At 58.7% G+C, this 22483-nt stretch carries 19 protein-coding genes; 8 read left to right on the forward strand and 11 right to left on the reverse strand.

All coding sequences use genetic code 11. The annotated features are described in order from the left end of the window. Positions 1-2 precede the first annotated feature (2 nt). Positions 3-1340 carry a S41 family peptidase gene (locus ACOERD_RS24160; protein WP_170377303.1) on the forward strand — a complete coding sequence of 446 codons (1338 nt, stop codon included), beginning with the start codon at positions 3-5 and terminating at the stop codon, positions 1338-1340. A gap of 47 nt (positions 1341-1387) precedes the next feature. Here ACOERD_RS24160 and ACOERD_RS24165 read toward each other — a convergent pair whose 3' ends face one another. The 3 genes from ACOERD_RS24165 to ACOERD_RS24175 form a co-directional block, all read right to left on the reverse strand. Then, positions 1388-2914: an MFS transporter gene (locus ACOERD_RS24165; RefSeq protein ID WP_419740743.1), complete on the reverse strand. Its 1527-nt coding sequence runs from the start codon at positions 2912-2914 to the stop codon at positions 1388-1390. A 77-nt stretch (positions 2915-2991) separates the two neighbouring features. Next, positions 2992-3351 carry a hypothetical protein gene (locus ACOERD_RS24170; protein WP_419740744.1) on the reverse strand — a complete coding sequence of 120 codons (360 nt, stop codon included), beginning with the start codon at positions 3349-3351 and terminating at the stop codon, positions 2992-2994. An 11-nt stretch (positions 3352-3362) separates the two neighbouring features. Continuing rightward, a complete protein-coding gene (locus tag ACOERD_RS24175) occupies positions 3363-4124 on the reverse strand; it encodes a DUF6478 family protein (RefSeq protein WP_419740745.1) in 762 nt (253 codons plus the stop codon). Positions 4125-4328: 204 nt separating this feature from the next. Here ACOERD_RS24175 and ACOERD_RS24180 point away from each other — a divergent pair, with 204 nt between their 5' ends. The 4 genes from ACOERD_RS24180 to ACOERD_RS24195 are packed head-to-tail and all read left to right on the forward strand — an operon-like array spanning position 4329 to position 10583. Next, positions 4329-7436 carry an ABC transporter transmembrane domain-containing protein gene (locus ACOERD_RS24180; RefSeq protein ID WP_419740746.1) on the forward strand — a complete coding sequence of 1036 codons (3108 nt, stop codon included), beginning with the start codon at positions 4329-4331 and terminating at the stop codon, positions 7434-7436. Next, positions 7423-8319, forward strand: coding sequence for a CPBP family intramembrane glutamic endopeptidase (locus ACOERD_RS24185; RefSeq protein ID WP_419740747.1), 897 nt, complete (start codon positions 7423-7425; stop codon positions 8317-8319). The genes ACOERD_RS24180 and ACOERD_RS24185 overlap by 14 nt, the downstream gene beginning before the upstream one ends. Positions 8320-8379: 60 nt before the next feature. Further along, the gene (gene accD, locus ACOERD_RS24190) at positions 8380-9312 is read left to right on the forward strand and encodes an acetyl-CoA carboxylase, carboxyltransferase subunit beta (RefSeq protein ID WP_170377315.1); all 933 of its coding nucleotides are present in this window, start codon (positions 8380-8382) and stop codon (positions 9310-9312) included. Then, the gene (locus ACOERD_RS24195; RefSeq protein WP_419740748.1) at positions 9309-10583 is read left to right on the forward strand and encodes a bifunctional folylpolyglutamate synthase/dihydrofolate synthase; all 1275 of its coding nucleotides are present in this window, start codon (positions 9309-9311) and stop codon (positions 10581-10583) included. Before accD ends, ACOERD_RS24195 begins: the two co-directional genes overlap by 4 nt. Before the next feature lie 73 nt (positions 10584-10656). On the opposite strand, the gene zapE is transcribed toward ACOERD_RS24195, so the two are convergent. Beyond that, positions 10657-11715 carry a cell division protein ZapE gene (gene zapE, locus ACOERD_RS24200; RefSeq protein ID WP_170554999.1) on the reverse strand — a complete coding sequence of 353 codons (1059 nt, stop codon included), beginning with the start codon at positions 11713-11715 and terminating at the stop codon, positions 10657-10659. Positions 11716-11864: 149 nt separating this feature from the next. Here zapE and ACOERD_RS24205 point away from each other — a divergent pair, with 149 nt between their 5' ends. Beyond that, the gene (locus tag ACOERD_RS24205; RefSeq protein WP_419740749.1) at positions 11865-13106 is read left to right on the forward strand and encodes an MFS transporter; all 1242 of its coding nucleotides are present in this window, start codon (positions 11865-11867) and stop codon (positions 13104-13106) included. 84 nt (positions 13107-13190) lie between these two features. Here ACOERD_RS24205 and ACOERD_RS24210 read toward each other — a convergent pair whose 3' ends face one another. The 5 genes from ACOERD_RS24210 to ACOERD_RS24230 all read right to left on the reverse strand — a co-directional run bounded on the left by ACOERD_RS24210 (position 13191) and on the right by ACOERD_RS24230 (position 18383). Beyond that, positions 13191-13646, reverse strand: a complete 456-nt coding sequence (locus tag ACOERD_RS24210) for a YaiI/YqxD family protein (RefSeq protein WP_170640178.1) — start codon at positions 13644-13646, stop codon at positions 13191-13193. Continuing rightward, positions 13643-15100: a Si-specific NAD(P)(+) transhydrogenase gene (sthA, locus tag ACOERD_RS24215; protein ID WP_419740750.1), complete on the reverse strand. Its 1458-nt coding sequence runs from the start codon at positions 15098-15100 to the stop codon at positions 13643-13645. The genes ACOERD_RS24210 and sthA overlap by 4 nt, the downstream gene beginning before the upstream one ends. A gap of 3 nt (positions 15101-15103) precedes the next feature. Further along, positions 15104-15937 carry an S-formylglutathione hydrolase gene (gene fghA / locus ACOERD_RS24220; RefSeq protein WP_419740751.1) on the reverse strand — a complete coding sequence of 278 codons (834 nt, stop codon included), beginning with the start codon at positions 15935-15937 and terminating at the stop codon, positions 15104-15106. Positions 15938-16042: 105 nt separating this feature from the next. Beyond that, positions 16043-16972 carry an AEC family transporter gene (locus tag ACOERD_RS24225; protein WP_419740752.1) on the reverse strand — a complete coding sequence of 310 codons (930 nt, stop codon included), beginning with the start codon at positions 16970-16972 and terminating at the stop codon, positions 16043-16045. A 229-nt stretch (positions 16973-17201) separates the two neighbouring features. Continuing rightward, complete coding sequence (locus tag ACOERD_RS24230; protein ID WP_419737631.1) at positions 17202-18383, reverse strand: ISNCY family transposase; 1182 nt, start codon at positions 18381-18383, stop codon at positions 17202-17204. 151 nt (positions 18384-18534) lie between these two features. Between ACOERD_RS24230 and ACOERD_RS24235 the strand changes: the two genes are divergently transcribed. After that, positions 18535-19152: a TetR/AcrR family transcriptional regulator gene (locus ACOERD_RS24235; RefSeq protein ID WP_419740753.1), complete on the forward strand. Its 618-nt coding sequence runs from the start codon at positions 18535-18537 to the stop codon at positions 19150-19152. 77 nt (positions 19153-19229) lie between these two features. On the opposite strand, the gene ACOERD_RS24240 is transcribed toward ACOERD_RS24235, so the two are convergent. Further along, complete coding sequence (locus tag ACOERD_RS24240; RefSeq protein WP_419740754.1) at positions 19230-20204, reverse strand: HlyD family type I secretion periplasmic adaptor subunit; 975 nt, start codon at positions 20202-20204, stop codon at positions 19230-19232. Between the two features lie 287 nt (positions 20205-20491). Then, positions 20492-22234, reverse strand: a complete 1743-nt coding sequence (locus tag ACOERD_RS24245) for an IS1634 family transposase (protein WP_419737624.1) — start codon at positions 22232-22234, stop codon at positions 20492-20494. On the opposite strand from ACOERD_RS24245, the gene ACOERD_RS24250 reads away from it, so the two are divergent. Continuing rightward, positions 22227-22439, forward strand: coding sequence for a hypothetical protein (locus ACOERD_RS24250; RefSeq protein ID WP_419740755.1), 213 nt, complete (start codon positions 22227-22229; stop codon positions 22437-22439). The two genes, ACOERD_RS24245 and ACOERD_RS24250, sit on opposite strands and share 8 nt — an antisense overlap. The last annotated feature ends 44 nt before the right edge of the window (positions 22440-22483 follow it).

A 22483-nucleotide genomic window follows, 5' to 3' on the forward strand; every position in this document is an offset into this window, starting at 1 on the left:
GTATGAAGAAATTTGTGATGGCCGGACTGGCCGGAACGGTTGCAGGCATCATTGCAACAACTCAGATCGCAGGACCGCTGCTGGCGCAGGAGGCCGAGAGCAAGGCCGATGTTTACCAGCAACTCGACCTGTTCGGTGACATTTTCGAACGCATCCGCGCGCAATACGTCGAAGAGGTTGAGCCGGAAGAGCTGATCGAAGCCGCGATTGACGGCATGTTGACCTCGCTTGATCCGCATTCCAGCTACCTGTCGCCTGACGACGCCGAACAGATGCGCGTTCAGACCCGGGGTGAGTTTGGTGGTCTTGGTATCGAGGTCACGCAAGAGGAAGGCTTTGTCAAAGTCGTCTCTCCGATAGACGACACGCCCGCTGATGAGGCCGGGATTGAGGCCGGAGATTTCATCACCCATGTGGACGGCGAAAGCATTCTGGGCCTGACGCTGGACAAGGCGGTTGAACTGATGCGCGGTCCTGTCGGCTCGGAAATCGTGATCACCGTTGTGCGTGAAGGTGAGCCTGATCCGTTCGATGTCACCATCATTCGTGACACGATCAAACTGACAGCTGTACGCGCGCGGACCGAGGGCACCAGCGTTGTCATGCGGGTGACCACCTTCAACGACCAAACGTTCCCGAACCTGCAGGCCGGAATGGAAGAGCAGATCGAGGAAGCAGGCGGGATCGACAAGGTCAACGGCTTTGTATTGGACCTGCGCAACAACCCCGGCGGTCTGCTGACGCAGGCGATCAAGGTCTCGGACGCGTTCCTGAACGAAGGTGAGATCGTCTCGACCCGTGGGCGTGACCCGCAGGACGGCGAGCGTTTCAACGCGACCCCCGGTGATCTGGCCGAAGGCAAGCCGATTGTGGTGCTGATCAATGGCGGCTCCGCCTCGGCCTCGGAAATCGTGGCCGGTGCCCTGCAGGACCACCGTCGCGCAATTGTTGTTGGCACGAAGAGCTTTGGTAAAGGCTCGGTGCAGACGGTGATGCCGCTGCGCGGTGACGGTGCGATGCGTCTGACCACATCGCGGTACTACACGCCGTCTGGCCGCTCGATCCAGGCGTTGGGTGTCAGCCCGGACATCATCGTGGAACAACCGCGCCCGGCTCCGGAAACCGAAGAAGAGGATGATCGTCCGGCACGCTCGGAAGCGGATCTGCGCGGCAGTCTGAACAATGACAGCCTCAGCGAGGATGAAATCCGCCAGATCGAAGAAGATCGTGCCAAGGCCGAAGCCACGGCTGAGCTGCGGGAAGAGGATTACCAGCTGGCCTATGCCATCGACATCCTCAAAGGCCTGTCGGCGTTCAATCCTGACGGCCCGTCTCAGTAAAATCGAGGCTCAGTAAAATCCAAAGGGTCGCGCCAGGCGCGGCCCTTTCAGCTTTCGATCTTGTGCAGCTTGGCTTCATCTAGCATCAGCGCCAGAAGAATGCCCACGGACACCGAGATCGTGGAAAAGATGAACGCCATGCTCATGCCGCTGTCAAAGGCAGTTGTGAGCGCGGATTTGACCGCCTCGACCTGATCCGCGCTCAGCTTTGCCATAACTGCATGTGCTGAATCGGTGCTGAGCGTGCCTCCGTTGATGGCCCGTTGTTCGGCATCGGTCAGATCAATGCCAGCGGCGGCAAGTTTGTCCCGCAATGTAGACAGCGACACCGCATACATGATGGCCGTCGCACAGGCGACCGAGATTGCCCCGTAGACAAGATGCGTCATGAAGCTTAGGCCACCCACCAGCCCGGCGCGTTCAGGTTTGACTGCGCAAACCGCAGCGGTTCCGGACGGCCCGACCGTCAGGGTCGCGCCCAACCCGATCATCGCCATGCCCGGCAGGATGTGGAAATAGCCCAAACTGCTGGGCAGGATCACGATACTGGCCGATCCGACAGCCGCCAGAACATAGCCACAAAACAGCAGGCGTTTAGGCCCGAAATCATTGTAGAGCGTGCCGGAGACAATCGACCCCACCGCCAACAGGATAGTCAGAGGGGCCAGCCCAAGCGCCGATTGGAAAGTCGTCCAGCCCAGCACCTTTTGCATGTATTGCGGAAAGTACAACAACGCGACGAAGGCGGCTGAGACGTTGAACATATTCAGGCCAAGCGTGATCAGAAATTCTCTATTATGCATTAATTGCGGCAATAGGAGCGGCTCTTTCACCCGCTTTTCAACGCGCGGAAACAGCAGGAACAGAACGGCGCTGACAAAGAAAAGCAGCAAAAGCGGGATTGACGACCAGCCCCAATCAGCCCCCACATCCAGCGCGTAGAGGAGAAGAAGCACAGCAAAGGACAGGATTCCCATACCGGCAAAGTCGATGTGTTCGCCCTGTTTGTGCTGGGTCTCCCGCTCCATCAAAATCAGTGCGGTTGCCATCGAGATGCAGGAGAACACGACGTTGGCGAGGAAGAAGTATCGCCATTCGCCTAAACTGACGGCAAGTCCGCTGATCATTGGGCCAAACACATTGCCCGTGGTCACGCCCGCCAAGATCAGACCCATGACAAGCGCGCGGTGTTCCTGTTTGGAGACTTTGGTGGCCCCAAAGGCCAAGGTACAGGGCCAGACGCATCCTGCGCCAATGCCTTGCAAGGCGCGCGCGCCGATCAGGAAATCGAGGCCGGGCGCGAAGAAGCACATCACCGAGGCAAACAGAAAGATCGACAAGCCGATGATCATCACGCTGCGGTGTCCGTACATGTCGCCCAAACGTCCTCCGGCGACCATGGTCATGGCGAAGAACAGTGCGTAAATGTTCAGAACCCACTGGGTGCTGGTGATATCGCTGTCAAAGCTGCTTTCGATTGACGGAACCAGCATCAGAGCCCCGGTAAAGTCGATGCCGATGCCAAATGCGGTCACCATCAAGGCAATGACTTTGATGATACTTTTGCGATCCATGGCGGCTTCCGGAGTGTTGCGGCTGCCTCAATGATGCATGTAAATGGCGAAAAAGATAGGAAAACCCGGGTAGCGGCTCAGCTCGGGTCCCGGCAAATTCTGCGAAAAGCTCGCTTGAGCATGTCAAGCTCACCGCGCAATAGCTCGACTTCGGCGCGTAGGTCGTCGGCGGCAGGTTCGCCCGCGATCACCGTGAAATCACCGAGTTTCTGGGCCGTTGAGCGCTCGGATATGACAAAGCTATGGACCCCGTCCGACAGCGCCGCGATCGGCACCGGGATGGTCACGGACCAGCCGCCCTCGACATCCGAGAGTGTAACACCATCGACGTCCTCCCCCCGGTACAGCACCTGAATATCCGGCTGGGTCAGGGCGCGCAGATGCCCTTGCCAAGTTCCGTTCTCAAACCGGGTCCGGGTCAGTAGTGGCTCAGTCATTCCCAAGGACCTCACAAATCAGCGCGATGGTGGCGGCACAAAGTCAGGTCGCGCATAATGACGCTGTTCATGCCGGGGTTTTCAAGGATTAGGTCCAACCAGACCTTCTCGATCCGTTTCTCATTCAACGGCAGATGGGCCAGATCGAAATCGACGCTGGGCGACGGGCTGGCCAGATTAAGCTTGCGCAGAACCTGTTCGGTATTCGGACCGCTGAGGATGTTGAGCCTGGCAAAGAGGTCGATCTCCTGTTCCGCGTCAATCTGCGTATCCAGACGGATAAGGTGCTGCAGGCTCAGACCCTGAGAGGCATCGCTTGGCAGTTGGATCGAAAGCGAGAGGAAGCTGCCTTCGAAGCCAAAGACCTCGACTGCCATATTGAAAGGTGCCAGATCGTTGGACAGACGGTTGCGGTTTTGGCTCAGGGCGATCTCGGCCTGTGGGCAATCGTGAAACACCTGTACCTGATCATTAAGGGACGCTTTGCGCGGAGGGGAGGCAATGCCGGGCGTCGCAAGAGGCCAGCGCCACAGATCGGGGCGCCAGCTCCAATCCGTGCCGATCGGTTTGGGAAACTGGTTCGAGCCTATTTGAGGGTCGCGCAGCCGCATATCCGCCGTGTCAATCACCTGCCTAAGCTGTGTTTGCAGGGCGCGCGCGCTGTCGCGCTGGCGTCGCAGTTCGGCCTGAGGGGCGTCACCCGCCATCTGCGCGGCCTTGCGCCAGCGGTCCAAAACCCTGCGGTGAAAATAGCGTTCGAGAATCCTACCCATGGTCCCTTCGTCCGACGTAGGACCTCTTTAGTCAAAGACCGGTCAAGGGACAAACCCGGAATTTGGATCTGTCGGTTTTCGGCGCGTAAGGCCACCGTCGGTTCTTGCATTACGTCGGGTCTGTGCTTAGGGTCGGGCCTCTTGAAAAAGCGGGTCGCCAGCAACCACGCCACGCATCAGTTTTTCATTCGACAAGGCCCGGCCATGGAACCCACCCTGTTTTCGTTCATTTGGAAACACTCCAAAAAACAACAGCTTGTGCTGTTGGTTCTGACGGTTCTTTCGTTTCCGTTCCTTTATGCCTCGCTTGAGCTGCCCAAGCAGATCATCAACGATGCCATTGGTGCGCCCGCGGATACGGTCACGATCTGGGGGGTGACCGTCACGCAGATTCAATACCTTATGATCCTGTGTTTTGTCTTTCTGGCCACTGTGATCGCCAGCGGCCTGATGAAGATGCGCATCAACACGATGAAGGGCGTTCTGGCGGAACGGATGCTGCGTCGCTTGCGATTTACGCTGATCAACCGGTCGATGCGCTTTCCGAAATCGTATTTCGCCACCACCAGTCAGGGTGAGCTGGTGTCGATGATCACTTCCGAGGCCGAACCTATGGGTGGTCTGATGGGCGACGCTATCGCTCAGCCGGTGTTCCAGTTCGGTCAGATGATGACCATCGTCACCTTTCTGTTCATGCAGAGCGTCTGGTTCGGGCTGGCCAGTATCGCCCTCATCCCGTTGCAGGCGTGGTTGATCCCGAAACTGCAACGTCAGATCAACCTGCTGAACAAAGAACGCATTCAGGAGGTCCGCCACCTGAGTTCCGAGATCGGCGAAAGTGCCGCTGGGATCAGCGATCTGCGCACCAATGGCGGCTGGCGCTACCGGTTGGCGCAATTCAGCTACCGTCTGGGGAACTTGTTCGAGATCCGCTTCAAGATCTACAACAAAAAGTTCTTCATGAAGTTCCTCAACAATCTGATCACTCAGATGACCCCGTTCTTGTTCTACTCGGTCGGAGGTTATCTGGCGATCACGGGTGAGGTGACTGTGGGTGCTCTGGTGGCGGCCTTGGGGGCCTACAAGGATTTGAGCGGCCCGTGGAAAGACCTGCTGACCTACTACAATCAGGTGCAGGACATGTCGCTGCGTTGGGAGATCGTGACCGAACGCTTCGCCCCGTCCAACATGATCCCGGAACATCTGTTCGAAGGCCGGCCCGAGGTCATTCCGCACCTCACCGGTGATATCGAACTGCGGAACATCACCGTGCGCGATGATGACGGCAAGACCATTTTGGAAGATATCGATCTGAGAATTCCCAAGGGCGCGCGGGTGGCGATTCAGTCGACAAACGCGGCCGAACGCACCGCTCTGGCGCAGCTTCTGACGCGTGAGGTGGTGCCAGTTCAAGGTGAGGTCCTGCTGGCCGGGCATAATCTCAACGAATTACATCAGGCGGTGATTGCTGCTCGGATTGGGTATGCGTATTCGCGCCCCTACCTGTTCGATGGAACTCTGGGTGACAACCTGCTGATGCCGCTGCGCCCTTATCCTCAGCACGGAACTGAGGCCAAGAAGGCCCCGAGCCGCCGCCAGATCGAGGCCGTGCGGTCCGGCAATCCGATAGATTCGCTCGAGGATGAGTGGGTCGATCCGGGGCTGGCCGGGCTGGACGATATCGACGACATCCGTGCGTGGTGGTTCCAACTGGTTGAGGCGATGGGCATTGACGAGTTCATGTTGCGCCGCACCCTGCGCACGCAGTTTGATCCAAAACTGCATCCGGGTCTCGCGCAAGAGCTTGTCAAACTGCGCGAGACAGTGGCCCAGAAATTGCACGACAAGGGCCTCGATCGCTATGTCTACCGGTTCGACCCGGATCAGTTCAATCCTGCGGTGCCTTTGGGTGGTAACTTGCTATTTGCAACGCCCGCGCGGGATATCACACCCGAGTCTCTGGCTGGTGATCAGCGGTTCCGCAACATGTTGCGCAGCCATGATCTGGCCGAGGAAGCAATGAACATGGCCAGCACCGTTATCGAGACGTTGGACCAGGCCTTTGGTCGCGATGGCACCGATCACCCGCTTTTCCTGCGGTTGGGCATGTCCAAAGACATGTATCACAGGCTTTTGGACATCAAGGATCGCCTGAAAACCAAAGGGGCTGATTCGGTCTCAGAACCGGATTGTGCGTTGATGCTGACGGTGCCGTTCCTGTTGACGGCCGAGCAAATTGGCCCCGACTTTCCGGATGAATACAAGGACAAGATCCTTGCGATCCGAAAACAGCAATCCGCCGCCATGCATGAGGCGCTGGATGGGATGTTCGTTCCTTTGTCGCCTGACGCCTATTTCCCGCGCCTGACCGTGATCGAGAATGTCCTTTACGGACGCGTTTCCCTAATGGCGGGTGCGCACGCCGAAGAGATTGAGGATCTGGTTGCCCAGGCCGTGAATGAGGCCGGTCTGCGCCGCCGCGCTGCAGCTACCATGTTCGACCTACCCTCGGGCTTGGGGGGGAACAACCTGCCTACGGTGTTCCAAGAACGCGCGTCGTTCTCGCGTGCGGGTATCAAGCGCCCCGATATCCTGATCCTCGATAAGGCGCTGGCCAGCCACGATTCGGAAAGTCGCCTGCGCACCCGGCTGCGCCTGCGGGAATTACTTCCCGAGTCGATCATGATCTTCATGGAGGATCACTTTGCTCATCCCGAGGCCTATGACCTGTTCGTCGAGGTCAAGGATGGCCGCGTCGACGGTGTCTCACGCACGCCTGTTCTGCATCAGGAGGGGGCTACTGCCGACCTCAGCAGAAAGCTCGAAATCATCTCGACCACCGAGCTTTTCTCAGGTATCGACGCGCGGAACCAACGGCTGCTTGCGTTCTCGGCGCAATGGTACGACGTCTCCGCGGGGCAGGTGATTTTCTCGCGCGGGCAGACGGCGGACGCAGCCTATCTGTGCATCCGGGGTCAGGCCCGGTTGGACTGGTCGGATGAAGATGGCAACAAACGCCCCATATCGATTGTTGAGCCGGGTCGCTTGATCGGGGATCTTTCGATCATCACCGGTGACCGCCGTCAACTTGATCTGGTTGCTAACACAGATTGCGCCTTCCTGCGTATCGGGGCCGAAGAACTGCGCGCCGTAGTCGAAAGCGACGCCTCGGTCGCGACGCAGTTGCTGCAGACCGTTGCGGGATATTTGACCACGCTCGCCACGCGGGTCAACACAGTTGCAAACCCGGCGGATGTCTTCCCGGACGTGGTGCAGGAAACCATTCTTGACGAGGCCGATGACGATGATTGAACCCGCCGCCTATGCCGCGCATGAGCATCTGGTGCGCGACGCCCGCGTGCGCCCTGACTTGTGGCGGTTGCTAGTCGGGCTGGTGATTGTTTGCGCGCTCTATTTGGCGGCGAACACTGTTCTTTTTGCGGCTATAGGAGCCCTCATCCCGCCCACTCAGGCCCAGGGGTTTTTGCGAGGCACGTCGCCCCTAGCGACATTTGTCCTGCTGGCCAGCTTTGGGTTTCTGACGATTGGAGTCGCTGTCGCAGCAAAACAGATGCAGCAAAGGTCACTCTGGGCGATTCTCGGAGAGCGCCGCCTGGCGATCAGTCAATTCATACGGGTTTTGGTGGCCCTGGTGGTTCTCGGTCTGGCACTGGCAGCCCTGCCGCCCTACGGAATGGGGGATCCGCTGACCCAGAACCTTGCCTTCTCGACCTGGATTGTGCTTCTGCCTTTTGCGGCAGGCGCCGTGCTGATTCAGACCAGCGCCGAAGAGATCCTGTTTCGCGGCTACCTGCAGCAATCCTTAGCCGCGCGGTTCCGGTCGCCGCTGATCTGGGTAGGGGTGCCTTCGGCCTTGTTTGCAGCGGGTCACTATGCGCCGGGGATTGCTGGCGACAACGCGCTGCTGGTTGCGGTCTGGTCCTGTGTGTTCGGCGTTCTGGCGGCTGATCTGACGGCTCGCTCTGGCACTTTGGGTCCGGCTATCGCTTTGCATTTCTTCAATAATGTGATCTCTCTCCTGATTATCTCATTGCCCGATACGCTCAGTGGTCTGGCCCTTTTCGTGTTGCCCTACGATATGTCGGATGGTGGGGTGTTGCGGCAGTGGTTGTGGGTGGATTTCGGCTCGATGATGGTTTGCTGGCTGACAGCACGACTAGTCATCAGGCGCTGATTGCATTTCTTTCCGTAGCGTCTTATTTGACGTCAACGCCGCACAATCCAAGGCTCTGATATGAACTGGATCACAAACTACGTCCGCCCCCGGATCAACTCGATCTTCTCGCGCAGAGAAGTGCCAGAAAATCTGTGGCACAAATGCGGTGAATGCGGAACGATGCTGTTCCATCGCGAATTGGCCGAAAACCAGAACGTCTGCACCCAGTGCGGCCACCACATGGCAATCACGCCGCGCGACCGGTTCGGTCACCTGTTCGATGGCGGGATTTTCACCGAAGTTGCGGTGCCTGCGCCCAAAGATGACCCACTGCAGTTCCGTGATCAGAAGAAATACCCTGATCGTATGAAGGCGGCCCAGAAGAAAACCGGCGAGAAAGAAGCCATGCTTGTTGCCACAGGCGAAATCGGGCGCACCCCGATTGTTGCCGCCGCGCAGGATTTCTCCTTCATGGGTGGGTCCATGGGCATGTATGTCGGCAACGCGATCATCGCCGCCGCGCAAGAGGCGGTTAAGCTAAAGCGCCCGCTGATCCTGTTCTCGGCCGCCGGCGGTGCCCGGATGCAGGAAGGCATCCTGAGCCTGATGCAGATGCCGCGTACCACCGTGGCCGTCGAGATGCTGAAAGAGGCGAACCTGCCCTATATCGTCGTTCTGACCCACCCAACCACCGGTGGTGTGACTGCATCTTACGCGATGCTGGGCGACGTGCATATCTCGGAACCCAACGCGCTGATCTGTTTTGCGGGTCCCCGCGTGATTGAGCAGACCATCCGTGAAAAGCTGCCCGAGGGGTTCCAGCGCGCCGAATACCTGCTGGATCACGGCATGCTGGACCGCGTGACTAAACGCACCGAGCTGCGTGAAGAGCTGATCACCATCACGCGCATGCTGATGAACCAGCCTCCGGCGATCAAAGGCGATCTGCCCGCACCGGAACCGGAAGAGGCTGCGGCAGACGCACCTGCTGAAGATACGGATCAGAAATGACCACCCAAACATCGGACGCCATCCTCGACCGGATGATGGCGCTGCACCCCAAGATCATCGACCTGACCTTGGACCGCGTCTGGCGTTTGCTAGAGGCATTGGACAACCCGCAAGACAAGCTGCCGCCGGTGATCCATATCGCCGGAACCAACGGCAAAGGTTCGACCCAAGCGATGATCCGAGCCGGGCTTGAGGGGGCAGAGCTGTCGGCCCATGCTTATACCTCACCGCATCTCGCTCGGTTCCATGAACGTATTCGTCTAGCCGGAGAGCTGATCTCCGAACCCGACCTGACGGCGGTGCTCGATGAGTGTTACGCGGCCAACGGCGGCGAGAACATCACCTATTTTGAGATTACGACCTGCGCGGCCCTTTTGGCCTTCGCACGAGCCAAAGCGGATTACACCCTGCTCGAGGTCGGCCTCGGCGGACGTCTGGATGCGACTAACGTGATCGAGAAACCCGCCGTGACGGTGATCACCCCGATCTCGATCGACCATGAACAATTTCTGGGCAATACGCTGGCGAAAATCGCCGCTGAAAAGGCCGGTATCATCAAACGCGGCGTGCCCTGCATCGTCGGCCCGCAACCTGATGAGGCGATGGAGGTGATCGAACAGACCGCCGCACGTCTCGGCGCGCCTCTCATTGCATATGGTCAACATTGGCACGTCACCGAAGAAAATGGCCGCCTGATTTATCAGGACGAAACAGGCTTGCGTGACCTGCCACTGCCCAACCTCTTGGGTGCCCACCAGATCCAGAACGCAGGCGCGGCCCTTGCCGTTCTGCGCCACCTCAACCTTGGTGACGCCGCTTATGAGGTCGCCATGAGCAAGGCTGAATGGCCCGCGCGGATGCAACGCCTTAAAACCGGCCCGCTCGTGCAAGCCGCAGGGCAGGCCGAACTTTGGCTGGACGGAGGGCACAACGCCGCAGCCGGGATCGCTCTGGCCGAGGTTCTGTCGAACTTGCCGAAGCGCCCGACCCATATGATCTGCGGTATGCTGAATACCAAAGATGTGACGGGCTACCTCGCGCCGCTTGCCAAACAGGCCCAAAGCCTGACCGCCGTTTCCATCCCAGGTGAGGCCGCAACCCTCAGCGCGGATGAAACAGCCGCCGCTGCCGCCAAGGTAGATCTGCCCGCATCAACTGCCAACAGCGTGACCGAGGCGCTCGACACAATCGTCGCCAAAGACCCGCGTGCACGTATCCTAATCTGCGGGTCCCTCTACCTTGCGGGCAATATCCTGCGCGAAAACGGCTAAGATCCGCCCGCAGGGCTTCATCTGGCTAAAAATATCCCGGGGGAGCCGCCAGCGGCGGCGGGTGCGGAGCCCCCTATTTCCCCCAATCCTGATCCTGCATTTCCCGTAGCCGAGACGCGGTGCGCTCAAACTCAAAAGTCCCTTCGCCCTCGACATACAGCATCTCGGGCTCAGCCGCCGCAGAACAGATCAACCGAACTTTTGCCTCATACAACGCGTCGATCAAGGTCACAAAGCGTTTGGCCTCATTGAAGTTGTTGCGGGACAGACGGGGAATATCCTCCAATACCAGAACCTTGACCGTTTCGGCGATAGCCAGATAGTCCCCGGGACCCAGCATCCGACCGCATAGGTCATAGAAGGATGCCCGTGCAACCCCATTGCGAAAAGCTGGCAGCTCAACAGCGCGACCTTTGACCTGCAAGATCAAGGGCTCTGCCGTGCCGCCGGACAGATCCGTCCAAACGGCGCGTATCTTCTCACGCGCTTCCGGGCCAATTGGCGAGAAATAGACCGGCGCGCCCTCAAGGCGGTTTTGGCGGTAGTCGGTCGGCGAGACCAGCTCCCATACCTGAAGCTGCTCTTTGATATGGGCGATGAAAGGCAAAAACAGCTGTCGGTTCAAACCGTCCTTGTACAGATCATCCGGATGCCGGTTCGAGGTCGTGACGATGACCACGCCCCCCGCATGCAGCAGATCAAACAGGCGTCCGACGATCATGGCATCGGTAATATCGGTGATCTGCATTTCATCAAACGCCAGCAGCTTGACCGATTTCACGACCTCCTGCGCGACCGGGGCTAGCGCGTCTTCGACACCATCCTTACGCGCCTTGTGCATACCCGCATGGATTTCCTGCATAAACGCGTGAAAATGCACCCTCCGCGCCGGTATATCTTCCAGCGCATCGACGAACATATCCATCAGCATGGATTTCCCACGCCCAACCCCGCCCCACAGGTACAGCCCTTTGGGCGGAGGTGGCGCCTTGCGAAACAAACCCCGCTTCACCGGTGCGCTCAATTCGGCCCGGATACGTTCGAAATGCGGCAGAACGGCTTCCTGCGCATCATCCCGCGTCAGGGACCCATCGGAGATACGTTCGTTATACAGCGAAATCAGATCCGTCATGGGTTTGAGCCATAGCGCCCGCACTGCGCGTTGAAAAGCGGGCAATTTCAGGCACGCATCAATTTTCCTTATGTCGAACCGCAAATCTACTGAATTGACGCGCCGAAGAAAAACAGTAGCGTCGCAAAACTTGTTTGTCTGAGGTCCCGATGCCGCACTCCGCACGTCTGCTGAATCCAATTCTGATCGTGGGCTGTATCATCATTACAGTCAGTTTCGCTGTGCGCGCGTCGTTCGGGGTGTTCCAGATCCCGATCGCCTCTGAGTTCGGCTGGCTGCGCACCGATTTCTCAATGGCAATTGCGATCCAGAACCTGGCCTGGGGTATTGGGCAGCCGATTTTTGGTGCAATCGCTGAAAAGATCGGCGACCGAAAGGCCATTGTTCTTGGCGCGCTGACTTATGCCGCCGGCATGGTGCTCTCAGCTTGGTCCGTCACTCCGTTTGAACACCAGATCTACGCATGGTTGGTCGGGTTCGGCATTGCAGGGACCGGCTTCGGCGTGGTTCTGGCTGTGGTTGGGCGGGCGTCCTCTGATGAAAACCGATCCATGTCTTTGGCCATCGTCACGGCTGCGGGCAGTTTCGGTCAGGGTCTGGGTGCGCCCACGGCCGAATGGATGTTGAACTTCCTGCCATGGCATCAGGTCTATATCGTGTTTGCCGTCGCCATTCTTTGCCTCGTGCTGATCCTGCCCTTTATGCGCGCGCCTCAGCAAAGCAGTAAGGCCGAGTTGGAAGAAAGCATGGGTCAAATCCTGGGGCGTGCCCTCCGAGATCCGTCTTACACGCTGATCTCACTTGGCTTTTTCAGCTGCGGTTATCAGCTCGGCTTTATCACAGCTCACTTCCCAGCATTCGTGACCGAGATGTGCGGCCCCATCCAGCCGGGTGGCGTGCTGCATTCGATAGGCATTACGACCACGTCCGCCTTGGGTGCGTTGTCCATTTCGCTGATCGGACTGGCCAATATCGGCGGCACGCTTTTGGCAGGCTGGGCGGGGAACCACTTTCCCAAGAAATACTTGCTGGCCATCGTATATACGGCGCGTACGCTGGCTGCTGTCGTGTTCATCATGTTTCCGATCAGCCCAATTTCGGTCATCGTTTTTTCGTTGGCTATGGGCTCTCTCTGGCTGGCCACAATACCACTGACATCCGGTCTGGTCGCGCATCTCTACGGTCTGCGCTACATGGGTACGCTGTATGGAATTGTCTTCCTCAGCCACCAACTTGGGAGCTTCCTTGGCATCTGGCTGGGCGGGCGGATGTATGACGTCTATGGCGACTACACGATGGTTTGGTGGATCGGTATCGCCGTGGGCGCGTTCAGCGCGATTGTCCACCTGCCCATTCGCGAGAACCGAGGTCCAACCCCCGCCGCTGCATAGTTGGGCGCACCCGCAGCGCGGCACGCGCTGCCTGGCCCAACAGGCGAGGGCGCATCTTTGATGCGACGTCAACTGGCGGGAGGGTTAGCCGCGCAGCGCCGCTCGCAGTTCCCGCTCCAGAGCGTCCAAGAACCGCGAGCGATCGGCTTTCCCAAACGGTTTGCCGCCACCCCCTGCGCCCAGAGGGTTAGCCGCGCGCAAATCCGCCATCAGGTCGCGCATCGCCAGTTGCTGGCCGATATTCGCAGCGGTGAAAGCCTCGCCATTGGGCCGTAGCACACGGGCACCGGCCTCGACACACTTGGCGGCCAGCGGGATGTCCGAGGTGACCACCACATCGCCGGCACCGCAGCGCTCGGCGATCCATTTGTCGGCCTCATCCGCGCCCTCTGCGACAATGACGACCTGCACCAGAGGGTTTGCCGATGGCCGCAACCCGCCATTCGACACCAGCGCCATGGGCACCTTGTGTCGGGTTGCGACCCGCTCAGCCTCAGCTTTCACCGGGCAGGCGTCCCCATCGACATAGAGCGTTGTCACGCCTTCTTTGCCTCTTTCTTGGCGGGTCCAACAGGCTTTTTCTTGACCTTGAACTCTTCGGGGATCGGCATCCGATTGAAGGCATCCAAACCCGCGATCTTATAGGCCTCCGCCAGCGTCGGATAGTTGAACGTGTTTTGCACGAAGTAATCTACGGTGCCTTTCAGGTTTAACACGGCTTGGGCGATGTGGATCAGCTCCGTCGCACCTTCGCCCACGATCTGCACACCAAGCACCCGGCGGGTTTTTAGGGAAAACAGCATTTTCAGCATACCATGTTCCAATCCCATGATATGTCCGCGCGAGGTTTCGCGGAATCGCGCTACGCCGACCTCATAGGGGATGCCGCGCTCCTGCAACTCTTCCTCGGACATGCCGCAGGTCGAGATTTCCGGCACGGAATAGATCCCGTAAGGATACCAAGGGCTTTCCGGTAGGGTCGGGGTTTCAAGCGCATGACAGGCCGCCACGCGTCCCTGTTGCAACGAGGTTGAGGCCAGCGAAGGGTGCCCGATCACGTCTCCCGTAGCGTAGACATGCGGCACTTCGGTCTGGTAGGTCTTGCGATCCACGCTGATCCGGTTGCGGTGATCGGTTTCAACACCAACAGCCTTCAGATTCAGTGTCGAGGTCGCGCCCATGCGTCCGGCAGCAAACAACAGCATCTCGGCCCGGACGTGACGGCCGTTCTCAAGGGTGACCTCGACATGCTCGCCCGCATCTTCGATCTTTTCGACGGTTGAGCCGAGCCGAAGATCCACTCCATTCTCACGGATTTGATGGGTGAAATCGTGGATCAGGCGTTTGTCGATGAAATCCAGGAAGGTGTCGCGCGGCTCGATCAGGGTGACACGGACATCCAGGGCCGAAAACATGGTGGCGTATTCCACGCCAATCACCCCGGCACCGATAACGACCAGCGACCGAGGGATCTCGGCCATTTCAAGGAATTCATCGCCATCCACAACGGTTTTGCCGTTGAAAGGCACATAGTCCGGGCGATAGGTTTTTGTTCCGGTCGCAATCAGGAATTTTGCGGCGGTCAGGCGGGTTTTCTCACCGCTATCCGTCGCCACCTCGATCTCATGCGGGCCCGTGAACGAGGCCAACCCGTTCAGAGTATCCACATGGTTTCGGTTGAACTGATGCTCCAGCACGTCAACTTCGTGGTCGAGTGTCATGTGCAGCCGGGCCTTCAGGTCCTCGGCGCGGATCTGCTCTTTGACCCGGTAAGAGCGGCCGTAAATGCTGCGCTCGCGCCAGCCCGAAAGGTTCAGCACGGTTTCACGCAGGGTTTTGGACGGGATCGTGCCGGTATGCACCGATACGCCTCCGAAACGATCGTGCCGGTCGATCACCAACACCCGCCGCTTCAATTTGCCCGCCTGAATCGCCGCCGACCGGCCCGAGGGGCCAGACCCGATGATGATCAGGTCATAGTCATACTTGCTCATGCCTCAGTCTCCGTACAGCGCTTCGGCGTGGAACGTGATGTGGTCTTCCATGAAGGTAGACACGAAGAAATAGGAATGGTCATAGCCCGGTTGGAGACGATAGGTCGCCTGCTGGCGGCGCTCGGCGATGGCCGAAGCCAAAGTTTCGGGGCGCAGAAGGTCGATGAACTGGTCGTTCGCACCGGTGTCGATCAGGACAGGGCCGTCAAATCCGACCTCTTTCATCAGGAGCGATGCGTCGTGCTTGCCCCAAACGGCCTCATCATCGCCCAGATAGGCGCTCAGCTGTTTGCGGCCCCAATCTGCGCCGGTCGGGTTCGAGATTGGCGCAAAGGCCGATACCGAGCGATAGCGCCCCGGCAGGTTCATCGCCAGTGTCAGCGCACCATGGCCGCCCATCGAATGGCCGGTGATAGCCTGACGGTCCGTGTCGATGGCAAAATTCTCAGCGATCAACGCGGGCAGTTCCTCGGCCACATAGTCCCACATGTTGAAATGTGGGACCCACGGGGTTTGCGTTGCGTTGACGTAGAAACCCGCGCCTTGGCCAAGATCATAGTCTTCGTGGTCCGCGACGCCTTCGCCGCGGGGCGATGTGTCGGGGAACACGATGGCGATGCCCTGTTCGGCGGCCCAGGCCTGTGCACCGGCCTTGGTCATCGCGTTTTCATGGGTGCAAGTCAGGCCAGACAGGTACCACAGGACCGGAACGGGGCCGTCCATGGCCTCGGCAGGCAGGAACAGGCCAAAGGTCATATCGCATTGGCAGGTGGTCGAGGCATGGCGGTAGACACCTTGCACACCACCAAAACAGGCATTTTCCGAAAGGGTTTCCATCTGGTCGAGTCCTTAGTCTAGGGTCGCGCCATGGCTATCGCCCTAAGGACGCCGCGTAAAGTGCGGCAGTCACCCTGTGCATGACTTTTTGGTGGGGTTGCGCGCTCACAAAGCGGTAAGCCATCCGATGATCAGCGGAACCGTCAGAATACTGGCCGCCGTAGACAGCAGGATCGCCGCTGAGGCGCGATGAGGCGCAACACCGTAATGCGCGGCTAGCATGTAGACATTGCCCGCAACCGGTAGTGCAGCGGCGGCAATCGCAACCGTGGCAGAGAAGGTATCGACTGGAACCAGCCAAAGCAGGGCGACGGCGACACAGGCGGGGTGGACGATCAGCTTGCAAAAGCTCAGCCAGCCCGCGATTTGGACCCGTTCGGCCGATTTCCCAGCCAGCGAGGCGCCGATTGCGAATAGTGCTCCGGGCGTTGCGGCCCCACCCAGAATGGTCAGGAAATCATTCATCGGGCCGGGCACCGGAATCTGCAGCGCCGACCAGGTCAATCCGGCTGAGATCGACACGATCATCGGATTCTTGAGCAACCCAACGCCGATCAATCGCAGCGTTTTGACCGTTAGCTTTCCGTCCCGGCCGCCATTGATCAGGATCACAATGAGCGAGGAAAACACCACCAGATCCACCGCAAGGATCAGCATGACAGGCCCGATCGCGGCCTCAGACAGCAGCATGGCCAACATAGGCAGGCCGAGAAACCCGACATTGCCGATGGCGGCACACTGGGCCTCAACCGCTGCGGTCGGGATGTCGAGGCCCCGTATCCACGCAACCAGTGAAGCCAGAGCATAGACCGCAAGTGTGCCGATCAGATAACCGATGATCAGCCGCCCATTGAAGATCTCGGCAAACGGCAGGGTGGCGGCAAAGCGAAACAGCATGGCCGACAGGGCAAAGAAAAAGACGAATTTCGTCAGATAGGCGGTGGCTTCCTCTGTGAAAAACCGCGTGCGCCCGGCCCAGTAACCCAGGCCGATGATCACGAAGAAGGGAAGGGTGCGCAGAAAGATCTCGACCATGGGTACTCTCCTAACATGGATCGCGCGACCTGCAAGTCACGGATCGAACGGCGTTTTGGGTGACGGCCCGTCAGAAAACACCAAGAATCCTGTCGAGAACATTCTGAATTGTCCGGTGTAGGTAACATGCCAATTGTCCGCTTCAGTTGATTGCGCGGTGGCCCAATTCGGAGGGAGCCGTAGGCGACCGTAGATTTGGGCCACCGCGTTCGCGCCACGTCGAAGCGGGTCACGCGACTTTGTGTTTGCTATCCTCCTGTGTGATGGGTGATCCGTCAGGCTGGTAGCGGCCAATGCATCTCGGGCCGTGGAAGATGACCAGTTGACCATCGGGGTATTCGTGGACCCTGACCTTCGCCTTGACGAAATGATGACGGTGCCTGTCTGCCGCGATCTGCATGACCAGGCCCTTGTAGCGCACCGTATTGTCGTTGCCGACGACGCGGTCTTCCTGCACACACAGGGTGTCGCGCACATTGCCTGTAAACGGCACGAAGGCCGAGGTCGTATCCTCCGGCTCCTTTGCAAACAGGGCATTGTGTTCGGGAAGATAGACCTCTTTCAGGAACTGATTGGCCTCTTCAATGGTTGTGATCCCATGGGACCGCAGTTCCTGCGGCAATCGGTTCTGGAACGTGCCAAACATGCGTTCAGACCGTCCACGGGCCTGCGGTGAATAGGCCGGGATCAGCTCAATGCCGAGTTGCTGCAAGGCGCGCCCGACCTGGGTCAGATTGTCCTTGTCCACTTTGCCGCCCGCTTCGGGCGTATGCCAGTAATGAGAGCCCCGATCGGCATAGAGCGAGCAAAACAGACCTTGCGCCTCGATCACCTCTGTCAGCCCCTGAAAACTGCTCATCGTCCCTTCTTCCTCGACAAAGAATGCCGAATAAACCCGGTTGGTGGCATCGTCCATGGTGACGATCAGATCCCACCACTGACCCGGAACCCATTCATGGCTGGAGCCGTCCTGATGCAACATCATGCCAACCATCGGACGGCGGGGCCGCTTGCGCCGATGGGCACCTCGTCGGGGTGCTGCCTGAACCCGGCCGTGGCGCTGCAGTGTAAGCCGCACCCAGTTGTAGCTCTGTGTGAAACCATGGTGGGCCACCAGCTTCTCGTGGAAATGCTTCGGCGTGTAATCCCAGTACTTGGTATCAAACAGTTCAAGCATCTCCATGACCTTATCCGTGGCAACACGATTGTTGGCCAGTTTGCCAAGCCGACGGTCGTACAGACCTTCTGCACCATCCGCCTCAAATCGATCCTCCCAACGCCTGACGGTGCGCACGGATACACCCAGTATCTCAGCCGCCTGTTCTTGCGTCAGCTTGTTCGCGCTTCGCCGCGAATACACATCTTCAAACTTCATCAGTCGAACTTCCTGTAACACTTCTGCTCGGTTCATAACGCCTCCTCTCAGAGACAGAATAGAACCGGACAGATCGCATGTTACATACACCGGACATATCGCGTGTTAGCGACAAAAACACCAAGAATCCTTGTGTCTGAACAGATCGGTTTATAAATTCGATCCACAACCCGCTGAAGGAGCCATCATGACCCAATCCGCCACCATCCTGCGCACTGGCCGAAAATTCGACCAGGTTCTGCGCGGGGCCCGAGAAGTTTTTCTCGCGGATGGGTTCGAGGGGGCCAGCGTGGATGACATCGCGCGGGCGGCGGGTGTCTCAAAAGCGACGCTGTATAGCTATTTCCCCGACAAGCGCCTGCTGTTTATTGAGGTGGCGCAAACCGAGTGCCGCCGCATGGCCGCGCGTGTGATCTCGATGATCGACGAAACCAAACCCGTGCGCGAAGTTCTGACGATTACCGCGACGCAGTTGGTCAGCTTTTTCGTGTCGGACTTCAATCGCCAGATTTTCCGCGTTTGCGTGGCTGAACGGGATCGTTTCCCGGAACTTGGACGCGTTTTTTACGAAGCTGGGCCTCAGAACGGTCAGCGCAAGATGGTCGAGTATCTGCAAAAGGCCGTCGCCAAGGGCGAATTGGTAATCGAGGACGTGACGATCGCGGCCGAGCAATTCGCCGAGCAGTGCAAAGTGCGCCTATGGCTGCGGGCCGCCTTTGGCATCCAGGAAGAGTTCTCCCAGGCGGAGATCGACGAGGTTGCCCTGCAAGCTGTCGACATGTTCATGGCCCGCTACGGCGTTTGACAAAGTGAAATGGCCTGCAGCCCCATCTGCAGACCATTCCCACTGGCTAAAAATCTACTCGTTACCTGAGTACCCACTCACTCGATAAAGGTTTTGGCCAACCGGTCACTGATGGGCTGTGACAGATAGGCGATCACGGCCCTTTCGCCGGTATTGACGAACAGATCAGCCGGCATGCCGGGCACGAGATCCAGCGCGGCCACCGCTTCGGGCTGCTGGGCGTCCAGTTTGACCCGCGCCTTGTAGTAGGGCTCGCCCGTGCGTTCATCTTCCAAAGCATCGGCGGAGATGTCGAAGATCTTGCCGCTGGCCTCGGGGACGTCTGCCTGTGCGAAGGCCGACAAGCGGATGCGGGTGGACTGGCCGATCCGCAGCTTGTCAATATCACCGGTTTTGACCCGCGCCTCGACAATCAGCGCCTGATCCGCCGGGACAATGTCCATGATGTGTTCGCCCGGACGAATGACGCCGCCCGTGGTCGAAGCCGCCAGATTGACCACCCGCCCGCTAGTCGGTGCCAACAGCTCGATCCGCTTGCGACGCTCGGCGGTGCCTGCATATTGCGGGCGCATGAGATCAAGTTGCGCTTCGACCAATGCCAGCTCGCCCGCGATCACCTCATCCCGCAGCTTTTGCTGGCTGATTAGCGTCAGTTCCAGTTCTCTGACCTGATTTTCCGCCTGCGCGATCTGGGTGCGCAGTGAGGCATCGACACCGTAGAGCCGCTGCAGCTCAATCTGGCGCGAGCTGACGCGGGTGGCTGCAACGAGCCCTTTGTCCAGCAGGGTCTGCAAGTTGGTCAGTTCGGTCAGCGTGATCTCGATCTGGTTCTGGGTCCTGACACGCTGTTCGGCCAGCCCTTGCGCTTCGTCTTTAAGGCCCAAGATCCGCTGTTCGTTGATCCGGGTTTCTGTCTGGCGGGCGCGGGCTTCGGCGTAAAACAGCTGTTTCTGCGTCAGATAGGCGGAGGTCCAGTGAAGCCGCTCCATTCCCGCCTGAAAACCATCCATGGCCAAGGCCTCATCAAACCGGTCCTGTAGAAAAGCGTGCAATTTTGACCCCCTAAGCGGGGAAATCGGCGTCCAAATTTGACCCCTCCCTATGGTTGTAGACATCCTTTTCATTGAGCAGTCGATGGAGAGGCAAGCGGGATGATTTGCGTGGAAACTATTAGAAAAGTGCGTCGCTTACACCTGATCGAAAAAAAGAGCATCAAGGAAATTTGCCCCTGACTTCCGACATTTTTTCGTATAAGTCATTGATATTATTATGCCTTGGTTGCCAAAAGGCACTACACGGACTTTTTTCGCCAGCGATTGTTTCGGAGTGTTGAGGGAGCTCAGGCTTTGGTCTGGCCAGTTTTTCGGGTGCGCCCGGGGGGTATCTTGAAAGGGGCTTCGTTCCAGGTCAGGCCGACGCAGGTGAGGATGCGTCTGGCATCGACCGTGGCATGGCTTGGCATGCCGTAGCGGTCAGGGGTGCCTTTGTGGCGCAGGATCGAGAGCTGCAATGCGTTCAACTCGTTGCGGATACGAGCCGGGCTCATCGGGTGTCCGAGCAGGTCCAGATGCTTGCGCAGGTGCTGCAGGCAGCAGAAGGCCATGTAGCAGATGGCGATATGGGCCCGGACCCGACGCGGCGACCAGTGATAGATGGGCCGGATTTTCAGATCGTGCTTGTTGGTGCGGAAGCAGGCTTCGATCTCCCACAACTGGTGATAGCGGGCAATGACGTCCTGTGCCTCCAGTTCGTCCGCACCATGAACAACAATGGCATGCAGCCCGTCCCATTGTGCCGCTGCCTTGATCTTTGCATCATCCAGCGTGACGTCCCCGCTGTCGGGGAAGGCCAGGAAGCGGCCATATCCCCGGCTGCTGAAGCTGCCGGGTTTGCGAGAGCGCTTGAGCTTCTTGTGCAGCTTTTCGATTGCCTTGTCGCGCTTGTGGGCATCATTGCGTGCCCGGGTGGGTGACCAGGTCACAATGACCCGCGCTCCCTCCTGGTCGATCACCTTGTACCAGCCCTTCTCGGTTGCCTCTTCAGAACCGTGTCCAGCCCAAGGCTGGCGTCCCTCCGGGCTCAAAATGTTCGCCTTCACGGCGGCCGGGGCGGACTTCATGCGATAGCCGAGGATGTAGGGCAGACCCTTGTTCTGCAACATCTGCTGGTTGTCCTTGCTGAGCATGGCGGCATCGGCCACGAACGTGACCCTGGCCACGTCGAAGCGTCCCTCCAACGCCTTCAGCGCAGCTTCCAGCGTATGACCTTCCCAGGTGTTTCCCGGGAAGAGTTCATAGCCCACAGGCAGCCCATCGGAGGTGACGATCAGCGCCAGCATGACCTGAGCGCGGTGATGCTTGCCATCCTTGCTGAAGCCCTTGGCCAGAAGATGATCCTGCTCGACCCCGTCCGCATCCTCGGCCGGGTCCTCGCGCTCGGTGTCAAAGGCCAGGGTCGTGCAATCGTAGAACAGCACGGTCACTGGCCCGCCCAGCAACTTCTCTGCCGCCGCGTGAGAGGTTTTGCAAATCCCGTCTATCACCGGCGTATTGATGTAATCCATGCTCCGATAGACCACGTCCAGATTGAGCGTGATGCCTGCCTGGTTCTCCAACGCCTCCACGGTCGCGCGCTTGCTCTCGGGCTGTGCGATCCGCGCCATAACCAGCTCTTTCACAATGCGATTGGCACTTTTACGCGCCGCCCCCAGAAGGGCCCCCCAACCCAGTTGGTCATACATCGTCCCCATGACATCCCGCAGACCCAGAGAGACCCGCGCCTCCTCACGGCACTCGGCAAGATCAACGCCAAGCTTGTCCGGCCGCGGAGCGCGGCGCACCAGCGCCTGCAGATCGGCATATTCCGTGGGCGTGAACAGTTCCATTTGCGGCGAGCGATCAATGCGTAATTGCTCCATCAAGCGGCCCGCCAGACGCTTGATATCCTCAATCTCGCTGTCGTTATGGGCCACACCCACATGGCGCAGGATCTTCTGGCGTACCTTGGAGCCGGTGCGGACGGATTCAACGATCTGGATCCGTGTGCGGTTGAGCTTTGCGTCATGTTTGGTGCGGATGAACATGGGCGAAGAGGTTAGCCATCTGAAGGCCCATGTCAATACTTTTTATAATAATGGGGCACTACAACGCGCCTCTGAGCAACCACACCTGAAAACAAACCAAAAACCCAGTCAGATCAACAAAAAGGTCGGAAGTCAGGAAAACCATCCATGGCCAAGGCCTCATCAAACCGGTCCTGTAGAAAAGCGTGCAATTTTGACCCCCTAAGCGGGGAAATCGGCGTCCAAATTTGACCCCTCCCTATGGTTGTA

The sequence above is a fragment of the Ruegeria sp. genome, assembly GCF_965199275.1.
GTDB lineage: Bacteria > Pseudomonadota > Alphaproteobacteria > Rhodobacterales > Rhodobacteraceae > Ruegeria.

Coding starts and splice junctions, on each gene's coding strand:
- ACOERD_RS24245 (WP_419737624.1), bottom strand. CDS start 22,234: ATGTTCATCCGCACCAAACATGACGCAAAGCTCAACCGCACACGGATC.
- ACOERD_RS24205 (WP_419740749.1), top strand. CDS start 11,865: ATGCCGCACTCCGCACGTCTGCTGAATCCAATTCTGATCGTGGGCTGT.
- ACOERD_RS24180 (WP_419740746.1), top strand. CDS start 4,329: ATGGAACCCACCCTGTTTTCGTTCATTTGGAAACACTCCAAAAAACAA.
- ACOERD_RS24170 (WP_419740744.1), bottom strand. CDS start 3,351: ATGACTGAGCCACTACTGACCCGGACCCGGTTTGAGAACGGAACTTGG.
- ACOERD_RS24225 (WP_419740752.1), bottom strand. CDS start 16,972: ATGGTCGAGATCTTTCTGCGCACCCTTCCCTTCTTCGTGATCATCGGC.
- ACOERD_RS24185 (WP_419740747.1), top strand. CDS start 7,423: ATGACGATGATTGAACCCGCCGCCTATGCCGCGCATGAGCATCTGGTG.
- ACOERD_RS24175 (WP_419740745.1), bottom strand. CDS start 4,124: ATGGGTAGGATTCTCGAACGCTATTTTCACCGCAGGGTTTTGGACCGC.
- zapE (WP_170554999.1), bottom strand. CDS start 11,715: ATGACGGATCTGATTTCGCTGTATAACGAACGTATCTCCGATGGGTCC.
- fghA (WP_419740751.1), bottom strand. CDS start 15,937: ATGGAAACCCTTTCGGAAAATGCCTGTTTTGGTGGTGTGCAAGGTGTC.
- ACOERD_RS24195 (WP_419740748.1), top strand. CDS start 9,309: ATGACCACCCAAACATCGGACGCCATCCTCGACCGGATGATGGCGCTG.
- sthA (WP_419740750.1), bottom strand. CDS start 15,100: ATGAGCAAGTATGACTATGACCTGATCATCATCGGGTCTGGCCCCTCG.
- ACOERD_RS24235 (WP_419740753.1), top strand. CDS start 18,535: ATGACCCAATCCGCCACCATCCTGCGCACTGGCCGAAAATTCGACCAG.
- ACOERD_RS24250 (WP_419740755.1), top strand. CDS start 22,227: ATGAACATGGGCGAAGAGGTTAGCCATCTGAAGGCCCATGTCAATACT.
- ACOERD_RS24165 (WP_419740743.1), bottom strand. CDS start 2,914: ATGGATCGCAAAAGTATCATCAAAGTCATTGCCTTGATGGTGACCGCA.
- ACOERD_RS24160 (WP_170377303.1), top strand. CDS start 3: ATGAAGAAATTTGTGATGGCCGGACTGGCCGGAACGGTTGCAGGCATC.
- ACOERD_RS24230 (WP_419737631.1), bottom strand. CDS start 18,383: ATGAACCGAGCAGAAGTGTTACAGGAAGTTCGACTGATGAAGTTTGAA.
- accD (WP_170377315.1), top strand. CDS start 8,380: ATGAACTGGATCACAAACTACGTCCGCCCCCGGATCAACTCGATCTTC.